The 12,606-nt window shown below is 37.2% G+C and carries 19 protein-coding genes; 5 read left to right on the top strand and 14 right to left on the bottom strand.

Annotated features, from left to right (window positions below; translation table 11 throughout):
- Positions 1–142: 142 nt before the first annotated feature.
- The 3 genes from H5187_RS21735 (at position 143) to H5187_RS21725 (ending at position 2,119) form a co-directional block, all read left to right on the top strand.
- Positions 143–1,174: a DUF1566 domain-containing protein gene (locus H5187_RS21735; protein ID WP_182798359.1), complete on the top strand. Its 1,032-nt coding sequence runs from the start codon at positions 143–145 to the stop codon at positions 1,172–1,174.
- On the top strand, positions 1,171–1,704 hold the full coding sequence (locus H5187_RS21730) for a DUF1566 domain-containing protein (protein ID WP_182798358.1): 534 nt from the start codon (positions 1,171–1,173) through the stop codon (positions 1,702–1,704). Before H5187_RS21735 ends, H5187_RS21730 begins: the two co-directional genes overlap by 4 nt.
- A gap of 79 nt (positions 1,705–1,783) precedes the next feature.
- A complete protein-coding gene (locus tag H5187_RS21725) occupies positions 1,784–2,119 on the top strand; it encodes a hypothetical protein (protein WP_182798357.1) in 336 nt (111 codons plus the stop codon).
- Between the two features lie 215 nt (positions 2,120–2,334).
- Here H5187_RS21725 and H5187_RS21720 read toward each other — a convergent pair whose 3' ends face one another.
- Both H5187_RS21720 and H5187_RS21715 read right to left on the bottom strand, forming a co-directional pair.
- Positions 2,335–2,784, bottom strand: a complete 450-nt coding sequence (locus H5187_RS21720; protein ID WP_182798356.1) for a hypothetical protein — start codon at positions 2,782–2,784, stop codon at positions 2,335–2,337.
- Positions 2,785–2,805: 21 nt separating this feature from the next.
- A complete protein-coding gene (locus H5187_RS21715) occupies positions 2,806–6,147 on the bottom strand; it encodes a phosphoadenosine phosphosulfate reductase family protein (protein ID WP_182798355.1) in 3,342 nt (1,113 codons plus the stop codon).
- A 256-nt stretch (positions 6,148–6,403) separates the two neighbouring features.
- Here H5187_RS21715 and H5187_RS21710 point away from each other — a divergent pair, with 256 nt between their 5' ends.
- Together H5187_RS21710 and H5187_RS21705 are read left to right on the top strand one after the other, a co-directional pair.
- A complete protein-coding gene (locus H5187_RS21710; protein WP_182798354.1) occupies positions 6,404–7,588 on the top strand; it encodes a DGQHR domain-containing protein in 1,185 nt (394 codons plus the stop codon).
- Between the two features lie 8 nt (positions 7,589–7,596).
- The gene (locus H5187_RS21705) at positions 7,597–7,896 is read left to right on the top strand and encodes a hypothetical protein (RefSeq protein ID WP_182798353.1); all 300 of its coding nucleotides are present in this window, start codon (positions 7,597–7,599) and stop codon (positions 7,894–7,896) included.
- 70 nt (positions 7,897–7,966) lie between these two features.
- Here the strand turns inward: H5187_RS21705 and H5187_RS21700 are convergent, their stop codons facing one another.
- The 12 genes from H5187_RS21700 to H5187_RS21645 all read right to left on the bottom strand — a co-directional run bounded on the left by H5187_RS21700 (position 7,967) and on the right by H5187_RS21645 (position 12,455).
- Positions 7,967–8,419: a hypothetical protein gene (locus tag H5187_RS21700; protein WP_182798352.1), complete on the bottom strand. Its 453-nt coding sequence runs from the start codon at positions 8,417–8,419 to the stop codon at positions 7,967–7,969.
- 392 nt (positions 8,420–8,811) lie between these two features.
- Positions 8,812–8,961 carry a hypothetical protein gene (locus tag H5187_RS21695; RefSeq protein WP_182798351.1) on the bottom strand — a complete coding sequence of 50 codons (150 nt, stop codon included), beginning with the start codon at positions 8,959–8,961 and terminating at the stop codon, positions 8,812–8,814.
- Positions 8,962–8,988: 27 nt separating this feature from the next.
- A complete protein-coding gene (locus H5187_RS21690; RefSeq protein ID WP_182798350.1) occupies positions 8,989–9,174 on the bottom strand; it encodes a hypothetical protein in 186 nt (61 codons plus the stop codon).
- 263 nt (positions 9,175–9,437) lie between these two features.
- A complete protein-coding gene (locus H5187_RS21685) occupies positions 9,438–9,683 on the bottom strand; it encodes a hypothetical protein (RefSeq protein WP_182759073.1) in 246 nt (81 codons plus the stop codon).
- A gap of 54 nt (positions 9,684–9,737) precedes the next feature.
- Positions 9,738–10,037 (bottom strand): hypothetical protein, encoded by a 300-nt coding sequence (locus tag H5187_RS21680; RefSeq protein ID WP_182798349.1) that lies wholly within the window; start codon positions 10,035–10,037, stop codon positions 9,738–9,740.
- A gap of 7 nt (positions 10,038–10,044) precedes the next feature.
- Entirely contained in the window at positions 10,045–10,476 is a 432-nt protein-coding gene (locus H5187_RS21675; RefSeq protein WP_182798348.1) for a hypothetical protein, read from the bottom strand.
- A gap of 97 nt (positions 10,477–10,573) precedes the next feature.
- Positions 10,574–10,846 (bottom strand): hypothetical protein, encoded by a 273-nt coding sequence (locus H5187_RS21670; protein ID WP_182798347.1) that lies wholly within the window; start codon positions 10,844–10,846, stop codon positions 10,574–10,576.
- Positions 10,847–10,903: 57 nt separating this feature from the next.
- Positions 10,904–11,092, bottom strand: a complete 189-nt coding sequence (locus tag H5187_RS21665) for a hypothetical protein (protein ID WP_182798346.1) — start codon at positions 11,090–11,092, stop codon at positions 10,904–10,906.
- 13 nt (positions 11,093–11,105) lie between these two features.
- Positions 11,106–11,402, bottom strand: a complete 297-nt coding sequence (locus tag H5187_RS21660) for a hypothetical protein (protein ID WP_182798345.1) — start codon at positions 11,400–11,402, stop codon at positions 11,106–11,108.
- A gap of 29 nt (positions 11,403–11,431) precedes the next feature.
- The gene (locus tag H5187_RS21655; RefSeq protein WP_182798344.1) at positions 11,432–11,617 is read right to left on the bottom strand and encodes a hypothetical protein; all 186 of its coding nucleotides are present in this window, start codon (positions 11,615–11,617) and stop codon (positions 11,432–11,434) included.
- Between the two features lie 209 nt (positions 11,618–11,826).
- The gene (locus tag H5187_RS21650; protein ID WP_182798343.1) at positions 11,827–12,201 is read right to left on the bottom strand and encodes a GntR family transcriptional regulator; all 375 of its coding nucleotides are present in this window, start codon (positions 12,199–12,201) and stop codon (positions 11,827–11,829) included.
- Positions 12,202–12,218: 17 nt separating this feature from the next.
- Entirely contained in the window at positions 12,219–12,455 is a 237-nt protein-coding gene (locus tag H5187_RS21645) for a hypothetical protein (protein WP_024608726.1), read from the bottom strand.
- Between the last annotated feature and the right edge of the window lie 151 nt (positions 12,456–12,606).

The following is a 12,606-nucleotide window of genomic DNA, read 5'->3' as shown; positions in this document are numbered from 1 at the left end:
TTAGCTCTGTTGTTTTTAAGCGATTCATAAGATCACAAAACACCATGAATGTTCCCTCGCTTCCCACATTTTTTAATACTATTAGTTCATTGATATATAAAGGCTAATTCTGGGGATACTTTAGGATATACACCTTCCTTTCGTGCTCGGTGGTTTAGCGACAGAATCAGAAGATTATAACCTGATTACAAAAAGCCCAATCCAAGTAGACTCTGGTAAAACTTCCGCAAAAATTGAATTTGAAATACACAAAGACACTACCCCCGAAGGTGGCGAATCAATAACGATTGAATTGCTTGAGCCATCCAATGCCGTGTTAACTGAGCAAAATGAGCTAACCATCATTATCAATGGTGATTTAGGCATGAATGACAGTGGTGTTACAACCTGGTTCGATAGTACAAGTTTTTCATCCACCTCGCCCAACTCTGATTACCCGTCTCAAGACGCTGAATTTGGCCGTGATGCAGGCAATACAGATTATTTTGACGGACACAGCGGATTCTCTCTGACTAAAATTGATATTTCGGGCAATGCCCTACCTTCTAATGCAGAGTCATTTGTTTCTGTTCTTGATAATCAAACTGGGTTGTTCTGGGAAGTAAAAAACAAACCTCAAGAGCTCCCTACACTTTCAGATAACGAGCTAAGAGACTATATAACTAAAGCTATAAAAGCGGGTAATTACCTTTACGAAAATGCTCATAATGAGTGGCGCGCGTCAAATTACACTTACGTGTGGCATAACACTAATCAAAAAAGCAATGGCGGCGCGAATGGCGTAACGGGTTACAGCTTTATCGATAGCCAGTACCCTATTAGCCAATACTGCAGCGCACCCACGAAGGAATCAGCATCGCACAATACTCAGTTTCGATATTGCAACACTGATAACTACATTTTACAGATGAATTCTACTTCAATTTCCGGCTTTAAGGATTGGCGACTTCCGACAATTAGTGAATTACAGTCACTACACAACTTCGCTGTTGATGCAGACGATTCACTTAGCACTTACTTTCCAAATGAACCAACAGGGCAGCTACTAAGCTCTACACCTTATGCCGATGGTGAAGGTGCGGTTTGGTGCCTAAACACCGCAACGGGGCAAACTAAATTATGTAATAAAAACTTACACTATAATATTCGCGCAGTACGAGGAGGTGCACAATGAAATCACTTTATACAACTCTCGCTATGGCCGCCTTGTTTAGCACAAGTCTAGCCGCCCAAACATGTAAAACAGAGTCAATTGAACCCACTCAACCGAACAACCACTTTTTAGATAACAAAGATGGCACTGTGACTGACATTGTAAATGGGTTGCTGTGGAGTAAATGTTCGTTTGGCCAGACCTATAAAGATGGTAACTGTGTTGGCACACCAACAAATATATCGTCGTGGCAAGCTGCTTTAAAAATCGCTGATGATAATTCAACACAATTCAATGTTGATGGTTGGCGCTTACCCAATATCAAGGAACTCGGTATTTTGGTCGAGCGTATGTGCGTAGAGCCAGCCATTAACCTGTATGCGTTCCCAAGCACTCCTTCAGCAGCGTACTGGTCAAATACACCTGATGCACATAACTTAACGTCGCTGAGTAATGTTGAAGGTCTAATTGTGGATTTTTCGGATGGTAGTGAGTTTTTGACTGACGTTAACACGCACCGATTAATTCGCTTTGTTAAAGCATTAAATTAAAAACACTCATTATGCCGCCACTAATCCTGGCGGCATCTTTAAGATAATTCAGTGTTCTAAAATAGTGGAAAATATCTATATGACATTAAATAAAATATCCATTCTAACAACTTTAGCTACTACCCTTAACCTCACTGGCTGTGGTACTAACGAGATAAAGCAAACGCAGGTCGATGGTATCGTGCAGTATTTGGATAAATCTCCCTATCATTTAACTCTATTTGAAAATTATTTCGGCGGTGACTTAATTAAGCTCCAAGGAAACTTTTATACGTTAGTTAATGCAGAGGGTTATATAAACGAAGGGAGTAAGGTCAAAATGACAATGGAAGGCGATAAAGTAATTCAAGTTTGTCAAATTTTGATGGATGAACTTCAAGAGTTTAGGAAGTGTTTCAGAGCGCAAAAGGTTTAGCAAGGGCGCAAGCTTCAAAAGTCAGGAATGTTCATTCGTATGCTCAAGGCATTTTAAATAGTGTTGATCCAATATCATCTGACTGTTTAACTAATGAGATAACCTACAACCCTTTCAAAAAAGATTACTTTTACCCTGTTTCTGATGTAGATCAGAAACTCACAGGCGCCGACAGTCTATTTTTTTCAAAGAATAAAGCGTACATGGGTTTGTATTCAATTTGAGCCCTTATAACCTGTATTTAACAAGCTGTTCGGGCAAATGAGCGTCACTAAATCAAAGCTCTTTTCACATTTATTATCCTTAGCTTCTTTTAATGCATCTATGGCAGTCACTATCACGCCACTCGCTCCCTTGAGGTGAACTAACTTAAAACCTTCTACCGCTGCATCCTGTAGCTGGTGGTTCTGATCTAAAGTGCAACTTCGTAATGCGATTTTAGTTATTAACTCGTCTACTTGGGTATTGCTTAACTTTTCCGGTTGCTCATCCCATACTTCTGTTTGCTTATATTCGGATTTACAATCAACTATTTTAAGACGTCGTAAAGCGTTTGAATATTCAGGCCCTTTGCTATTTAGTGCGTCATCATAACTAAGCCCTAAGTTATATAAACCGTACATAGAGCAAGAAACGACTGTTATTATTCCTATTTTTTTTAACATTATTCACCTTTTTGTTATTACTTAATTTTTTATCATGTTATTTAATATTGTCAATTTATCAGTTAAAGACATCTTACTTCCCATTTTTTTAAGCGAAGTGTGACCTATTCGACGTAGTTGCTCTTTTATTTCCACCAGCTCACCTTCAGTCAGCTTAATATCAGCTATTGAGTGAGCTTTGTATTCATTGAAATATTGTTCACTTGGCCTCCATGCTTGAAGTAAATCATCTGTTTTACTGCCCAGTGGCGCATATGCTTGAATAGCACTCTTAAAACCAGTAAGTTCATTTATATTTTCCAGCTTGGAAATAAGATCACTCCACAGGCCAAGCGCTTCTTCAATTTCAAGCGCAAACATACGCAGAGAGTGTGCCGCTATTTTACTTAATTTTATGTAATGTGTTGGGTTGGCTTTTAAGGTTCTTAATTGCTGCTGAGTCATTATTAAGGAAAAAATATCATCTATCGTATTTGCATTACTAAACATCAATAACAACCAGAGAGAGCTTGTGTTTGCTTTATCGAGCGCGGATACATCACTGGTATTAAATTTTAGCTTAAAGTATTCCATGTTTTTTACATGAACTGCGTTTTTAACTGATTCTACAGCTTGCTTAAACAGCTCGTTAAGGTTGCTGGTGGCATTATCTTCTATGCTTTGCGTAAATCCACGAGCAATCGCTTTTCGTTGCGCATTGCGATGCTGACGGACAATTTTAAGCATATTAGTTTTGTCTTGTCGGTGCTGTGCCATCGATATAGCTTTAGAATGATTTGCTACTTCCGTTAATTTCATTGACTGAAATCGAAACAAGCCCATTTCATTAAAAATCTGCGTGCGTTTTAAAATATACTTCAGTTGGTCAAAATAACCTTTATCGACTGAAATCACGCCTCGCTCTAAAAGCAACTCAGCTGGTCGTGTACCTCGATAACGTCTAACGTGATGCGTTCTATATTTTCTTAAATGTCTTTTTTCAATCGTTTCAACAATATCGTCGTTGTGTAGCTTAAGCGCTTCCTCTACGCCACCTAATTCGATCCATTGTGACAGGGCTGCATCGTCTATCTGTAAATTTTCAATATCACCAGTAAAATGTGTTTTATCGTGTGTGCCAATAAACTTTTCGGTATGTGTTTCATAGTTTGGCACTAATAAGGTTTTGTTTTGTGCATGGGCATTATGTAACCGGCTGTTTAGTTGATTGCTATAAAAGCGTAAGCGCGTGTTGCCATGCACTATCTTTCCATTTTTCACTTTAGTCGTTCTACGGGTGAAGTTGAACGAAGGCTCAGCCGCTTTTGATTTTGCTGAGTAACCACTAAATAGTGACTGTGATTGTAAATAAGGAACTGTACTGATTACCTTAACGGGTTGAGAGAATGCTTTATTCATAACACCTTCGATTACGTTGGGTTCATTATTTTCAATGCATACAGTATCAAAACGACTAAAAAAAGATGATTCAATTTCACGGTAGAATCCCTTCGTTAAGAGTTTGATTCTTGCTAGGCCATTTATGACTTTACCATCCAGCTTTATACACTCTATCTCAGGTGTTTTATAATCAACTATGCAATCATTGTTGCTCTTTGAAATTGAATAATTGTAATTAACGATCGCTTCGATATTCGCATATGTATCCGCTTTGCGTGAAACACTGCAATTAAAGTCTTCTTCAAATACGTCGGTGTGGTCTGCAGGGCGAGTCCAAAAGTCCATTAGGTTGAATGGGTTTAATGCAAGATGTTCAAGGTTTTCATTCGCTATTAGTGGGAACATAACGGCTTCCGGTAACGGTGTATTACCAGTGAGCTTTATTTTACCGTGAATCGCTTCGTATTCGCTGTTTAGCTGTGGATAAGGTATGCGGCCTTCACCGCGTTCAATTTGTTTCCAGATAGCTAAAGGGCGAAACCTAGCGCCCCCCACACCATCGATAGACCAACGAAAAGATAATAAGATGGCGTGTTTTAGACCAAATAACGTATTTAGCGTTGTAGGGTTTTGCACAGACTCTTTATACATTTCAAGGAATGCGCGTTTAACCTTTGGTGTCATAAACTTATCATCGTGTATGTCTTTATAGCCCGCATGTTCAAGTTCTCGCCCTTGCTCACACAGCTTTTTAAATTCGTTAGCGTGATTAATAGAGTCGATTGTTAATTGACTAGCAAAGCGCACCATTTTTTCGAGGACTTGAGGCTTTGCAGTGTTAGGTTGGAGTGCAGCCCTCATTACTAGTGGGTCGTGCGACCTAGCATGGAAAGCCCTCAAAGAAACGTCTGTGCTTATACGGTACAGCCAATCCCTGACTCTTAGGGTGTTTTCACTCCCTAAGATTCCCCATCTAGGGAGCTTAGATAACGATATAGAAGTTTCGTCCTTATCCCCACAAATGGTACAAAAAGAACAACCGAAGCGAGATTTTCCGCCACAAGCAGTATTCGTTGTTTGCCCAATAGAGATGTCACATGTCTCTTTTGAGCCAGCACCATTGCCATACAGTTCAATCAACAAGCCAAAATCATCAAGGAATGAAGGAATATACGGGGCTGCTAGGCCTTTTATGCGCTTTAACGGTTTGTTACCCGCTATGCGAAGTAAGTCAAATACTTCATCGGTAGTCCAGTGCTTGATTGGTGCAAAGCTTTGCATCTTATAAGCACCTACTTTCACTTCATCAAGCTCAGAAATTAACGTATTTATATCTCTTGATAGATTCGTCTTATTTATATTTTTTGTCCTGCGACTGCCTTCCGAAAAACGTGACCCCACGTAACTTATTACGTTGTAATTCGCGTATTTTGAGCCACCAGCTTTGAACCCATGCAGTGTTTTTTTCACGTAGTTTTCGCTTGGGTTGAGCTTCAACTGAATCGTACAATCACCCGCGCGAGTGCTGTTACTAACGAACTTTTGAGCACCGGCATACTTCACAAAAAACTCATCTTGAAGCGTTGGAGTAACAATCTCGTGACTAATATTTATGCCTGCGTCTTTTCCATATTTTAATAAACGTTTACGACAGTAAGCGACAAACATATTCATCGCGATAATTTCGCCCAGCGTATTAACTGTGCTCACGAGCAATGGGCGCTCTTTTTCTATTTTTTTCTCACCAATTGATTGCTTATAAGCTTCTGTAACCATTAAAAGCGTGACACTAGAGTCTTTGCCCATAGAGCATTTCACGACTGCAATAGAGTTAGTGGTTTCGATTAGCTCGCGTACTTCTTTAACCCCAGCATTAAACAAGTCCAGTACGTCTTTTAAGCGTTCATTTTCTTGAGTGTTTAGTGACGTAATATCAGTTACGTCAATTGTATTCGCAGGATTAAAGATGTTTACAGCGCCCATTGGTCTTACTCTTATCGTTTTCAATGTGGTTATATTAACTGTTTCGATTATTGAGGCTACCGTTCAGGATTTCATCCTGCGTTATAGGAATTAGAGCAGGTAATACCATATGAAGTGTATAGCCCACCTGCCACCATACTAAATGTAGTGGTCTGTGCGTTTTTCGTCTGGTTGGTTGTTTGACTATCCTGGTTAGTAGCGCCATTTTGAAAATTTGGCACTATAGCCGCAATTGAACAAAACAACTGGATATGAAATGAACGCAACTACTGGTTTAAACGATATAGACTCACAGCTAGCTATTACATCACCAAGCGGCACTAATTTAACGCTCGCTATGTTTAAGTCAAAAGAAGGCATTACGCAGCAAGACGTTGATACGTATGAAGGTGTAATGACATTTAAAGAGCTTGCAGACTCGTTTGGTATTGAACCCAATAGTGATTTAATTGATGAAAAGTATAAACGCCAGCGTGACGTTGATACTCGCAGAATAAATGGGTTTAAAAGTTATTGGGAAAGTAGTAAAGCTACGGTGTTCCCTAACATTACAATTTTCGTGAATGAAATTGAGGTAATTAAGGAAGTGGATTTAGTTGGTAAAACGCTCGTTAGTGCCTCTTTAAAGCCAGAAAGCTCACGCCTTATCTCTGATGGGCAGGGTAGAACTACATTTATAAAATGGCTGCTAGCACAAGATCAAATGACTGAATTTGAAAGCCATACGATTGCTTATAAATTGATAGTAACTAACACGCCAACACTTAATTGCCAAAAATCTAATAAGCTAATAAAACAACTTTTTTCGGACTATCACAGCAATATTGTCAAACCTTCACAATCAATTTCTAAGTATTTCGATAGCAGCACGCCTTTCAGTCGATTGATGAATGCGTTGCTTGAAATACAACTAGACGATAGCCACCTGCTAAAAGATGTTATTTCGTTGAACGGTAAAATTAAAAGAGGCCAAGTGTGGAATTTCGTCCAGTTAAACAGCTTGGTTCAAAAGTTTTTAAAAGTGACCCCAGTAACAGCCAATAAACAACTTGCCGATGAGCAAATTTATACGTGCACTTTGGAATTATGTACTAACTTCTTGAAGCAAATATTCTCTCAAATTCCATTTGGTGAATTAGACACAGATAACTACTTAGCGGTACATGAAAAAGTGATGTATACGAAAGCCGTGTTTGCTAATGCGCTTGGTTTTATTGGTCGCTCATTACTTGATGAAATGCTAATTGATTACAAAAGAACATGGGATGAATTATCGCTTGAACTTATATTAAAAGACAAATTAGATAAGTTTTGGACCACTAGCAAAGTAACCCATAACGATGAAGGGAAAATAACGATTTTAAAAGGCACAGAGCGAAGAATTGGCGCATTACTGTGTAGAGAGCTGCGTATTTATCCATGTACTGAATTATTAGCGTAGGATCTGTTATGAAGATTGATTTTGAAGCACGTCGATGCCCAAACGCACAGACTTATTTAAATATGATTTTAGAGGGCTTTATTAATTCAGAAATAAAGACCGTAACACTTATAACGATAGAGCCGTCATTGTTGAGAAGTCTTAGAGAACGCATTGCCCACTATGAAATGCCAATTTCAATCATGGACATAGAAGAGTGTGTTATTAGTGATGAGCACATTGAAGCATGGCAAAATGATTACGACGAAGATGATTTTGGTGATGTTGATCAAGTGAGTTTTATTAAAGTAGAGAAAAATAATACATAGAAAAAAAAGCTTTTGGTTATAATAAATCAAAAGCCTTTACCTTTAGGAAAAGTGTAATATGCGATTTAACTTACAGTCGCTGGCGCTTTACTAGCTCATAGTCAATTTCATCTGTCCCAGAAAAACCCCTTGTATGTATTCTTACATCACATCCATGCATTGAGCGAAAATCATAGGGTTTTGGTTCGGTGCATACCTTCGTCTTCATATTGCACTGTGAATGATATGCCGGTTGTACTTCTTTGATTTTGCTTATTTCAGTATTGAGCGTAAAAAAGTAAGCTTGGGCAGCAGCTGCATCGAAACTGGTAGCATATGAGTTATACGTTTTTATATTTTGATTAAGTAGCTTGTCGGTTATCTGCAACATACTGGGCGTTGTATTCTTTTGAGTTTGCTCACACATTAAGTTAACTGTTATTTTCCCAGCGGGTACTTGTAACTGTGCATTTTCAGTCATTGCATCAAAAGGAATTGGGTTAGAATTTACTGAAATGATCTTAACGACACCGTGGCCATTCAAAGATTTAACTAATACCGCACTTTTAGCATCTGAAATACTTTAATCAATTTGGTAGGTGGCACACCCCATGATAAAGAGTGGTAATATTAGTAATAAATGTTTCATAGGTGCTCACTTTAATTGTTTTTTGAATGCGTAGAATTGAGTAATCGCTACATAGCCACATTTTACTATAAGAAAAAATATAAAATACTACTTTATAGTTGTTTTTTAGTAGTGGCCTGATATTACTTTAAGGCTTCAAATTAATAATCAAATTTTGATGTGTGCGAACAGTCAGTGCAATTTAGACTGAAATCGTCTTTTCTTTTGCTCACCTTTGTATTTATACTTACAAACTACTCTGTATATTCCAACGGTTATTTATAGTGATTTTCTAGCTACATTTACAATTAATAATTGTATAAATATATACTGAGGGCACATAGGCCCCAAAGCATTGCAAGTAATAGGTGGATATTTCTAACAAAAAAATTGTCTTTGCCATCGTCATCGGCAGAATTTGATTTGATATTTTGCTCTTTGATTTCTTTGTTTGTCATGCATTAACTCCCGTATTCCAATGGTTGCTATTTTGCTTTGAATTTAGTGATGAATTTAGCCGCACTAACATTCATAACAACCGTTTTACCTGACTTCATTGTTACAGCTTCCGTAGGTTTGTCTGATTTACTAGTTAGATCCTCAACACACTCAATACTCTCTGGATCAAACGCATATGGTTTACCATCATCGTCACAAATATCTTTTATCATTTATTTTCTTGGCCTCTTTATAAAACAATAATACGAAGCGGAAATTGCATTTACTGAAATTAGGAAAACTAGTAATTTCTGAAAAAATACAGGCAATAAAAAACCATCAACGTTTAAATATGAAAGACCTAAAATTGAACTGAAAGCTAATAAAAACACAAGGTGTAACGCTGGTTCTTTTCGATATTTTCTTTTAAAATCTCTTAAGTTCTCAAGCATACAAATTATTCCAATGGTTACTTTTTTATTTTGAATTAAAATTGCTAACTGTTAGTTGAAGCAGTGTTTTTAATGAAGTCTTTTATTAGGCGATTGAAATCACTTCCAGCAGCATCATCCTCGCCGCTTACTACCAAATTAAAGCTTTTAGTCAAATAATCGGTTAACTCATCATCAATACCATCGATAACAGAATGAGCGAATTTAATAAATTCATCAACACAAAATTCTATACCTTGCATTTTTGCACTAGCTAAATGAATACCTGTAAAATCAACATCTAATTCCATAACCTACTCCCGCATTCCAACTCACTTAATAATATTGATATTGGTGATATAAATTCATTTCTGAATGATTACAGGCGTACTTCTTATGAATGCGCTTTTAAAATTAAAAATATTTGCATCATTATTCACTAAATCATTCTTATCCATTTCAAGATGAATTTGATGATCTAATTGCATTCTATAAGTACCTGTAAAACTTAGCTCTAATACACCAGTATTTTTGCAAAAAACTGAATCATTTTTGCAGTCTTCAATTATCACAGTTGCATTTGAATATGTTGATGGTATTGATAGCCCTAACTCTAGGGCTGCAACAAATAAAAGTAGCCAAATACCCATAATCAATTTCTTCATGATCTCTTCATTCCAATATTTTTCTTTTGCGCTCTTCCAATAAATAATCATATTCCGATGAGCGAATATCTTGATCAACAACTCTATTTGGCCAACGTTGTTTTTGCTTGCACCAAAATCCTATTCCTCCACCTATAACATGGACTGGTTGAATAACCTGGCTTGTGTTATCGACTAACCAGCGAACCATTGAGCTACCATATTTGATCCCAACAGTAGATGCTTTAATACTATGTACTAGGATTAAGTCACTATCTGCCCATAGTTCTGTTCTAAGCTGTCCAATATAGATATTTGAAGAATACAAATAATAATCAGTAGTTGCCCCCTGGTGCGGTAATCGAAAACCTACAGTTTCGGTTTCCACTCTATCAACAAGTGGTTCATAGATTAAATTTTTAGATTTTTGAAGAAAAAATTCCTTTAGTTTAGATAACATAAACTCTCATTCCTTGATTTATTACTTAAATGTAAGTGACATCGACAATAAGGGAAGGACAAATGGTTCAGTACCATCTGTATTCCAATGCGGCAAACTAATGGCGCACATCTTTATTAATTTCGCTTAACATAATAGCCTCACCTTGCTTATTTTTGGTAAGTCTCACGCCATTACCGCTATTCCTTTCAATGAAGGTAACAAGATCTTCATTGCAACTTGCAAGCACCAAATTTCCGTTTGAGTAATTGATTTCAAAATTATTATCAGCATTTTCATACCAAGTCTTTGCTTCTTCTAGTGCTTCTGCTTCCGTGTCACCACAACCCCACACGTCCTCTTCATCAAAAACAACAAATTTATCGCTCATGCCTCTTTCCTATTTCCTATTTCCTATTTCCTATTTCCTATTTCCAATGTTAGTTTGTTACTTCTTATTTGGTAAAAAAGATAACTCTGCGCCATCATGGTTTACAGCTAACTTATCCATAAGACGAGCCGTAGCTGAAAAATCAGGATGATTTTGACCTTGTTCGCCATTCTCGACCTTCCAACGATGTGACATCAAAGAGCGACTGACTAATTCAATTTCTTCAAAACTTAGTTTTACTTTCATTCCCTATCTCCAATTATTGATCTAATTTTTCTGCACTAAACTGATGTTGGTCTTGTTCAGGTAACTTAAAGAAGACATATAATCTTTCTCTGTAATCTGACACCTCAATTTTAGCTGATGTAGATTTTGCTAATTTCAAGCCATCCTCAAGATATTTTCCAATAGTTAATAAATCAGGATATCTTTCATCTTTCCAAATTCGGTATGACAATTTTTTCATTGAGGTGTTAATAGTTAAATAAATGTTGTTAACACCATTGCCATTATCTTTAACTTGAATATCAAAACCCGCTACTTCATATTTTGCCATGATTTCTCCTTATATTTTTTCCAATCAAGTTAAATTAAACCTTGAGCACGTAGCTCGCGGATTTCATCTGACTCAGAGGGCTCACAGCGCTCGCCACATTCACACTCAATATATATTTTCTCGTCCAAGTGCTCTTTCATTTCAACGTCACTGGTAGAACCGCAGCTTGTGCAAGTATATTCAACCGCTAGTTGATTGACCGTGAACAGTCGCATACAGGCTCGCCCTGTGTCACGCTCTTTGCCAGTGCAAAGGAACTGATCCTTATCAAAACAAACCGGAATAGCTGGTTTCGTGCACTGACTGTTTGTGCATCGAACCACGTTGTCGGTCACTGAATCTGAAAAAACTGCGCTATCTAATTTCTGCAAATAATCGTTTTCTGTTATTTCAAATTCCAGGTTAAATGCTCCTCTTTCCAATATCAACTTTTAACAAGCTCAATAATTTGTTTTTCAAAAGAGCGTTTAAATACTGTCGATTTCCCGTGGTTAACATCTAAATAACCAAAAAGTTTTAAATTTGGGTAGTATTCACGCACAGTAGACCTTTCGTAGCCAAGAACTTCAGCTACCTCTCTATCAGGGGCTAACTTATCACCAACTGAATAATTATCATTGATATAAACTATCAACTCCTTTAAAACCTGATTTTTATTTATCTGTGCTTTTAATTCTTCAAAAACATTAACACCTAAAACTGAAGCACTTAGTAACTTTGGGTTACCTCTGAACAGCGTTTCAATTTCTTCTATAGTCTTATCTGAATACTTTGATAATAATTCCAGTTGTTCTTTCATTTACTTTTTCCAACGTATTAATTTATAACTGAAGATGCGGCTAATGACGGCTCAAGCTCGATCAACTTCAACCGTTGGTTGTTATAATATTCAACAAGCCTTTTGTTTTTGATAACAGCTTCTTCAGAGGTGTCACCACCCCAACTTGCTCTTTCTTCACCCAGCTCAACAATATTCGCTTCTACTGCTTTAAATGCAGCATTTAAATCACTGAATTTAGCTACTTCGGCAATAATCTGATTCTCATTACTCATAACCGTTCTCCTGTTATTCCAATACGCTAAGGGATCCCCAAAAATAATTATTAAGTTTCAATTACATCACTCACATCCATATTTTTCCAATCGATTTGCACTACTACCTGTACGAAATAGGCTAGTCCTTCCAAATAATCTCGCCGTCGCA

It is taken from the genome of Pseudoalteromonas sp. SG44-1, from assembly GCF_014164315.1.
In the GTDB taxonomy this organism is placed as follows: Bacteria; Pseudomonadota; Gammaproteobacteria; order Enterobacterales; family Alteromonadaceae; genus Pseudoalteromonas; species Pseudoalteromonas rhizosphaerae.
The sequence above is the reverse complement of the archived record's forward strand: the minus strand, read 5'-3'. Positions and strand labels throughout refer to the sequence as shown.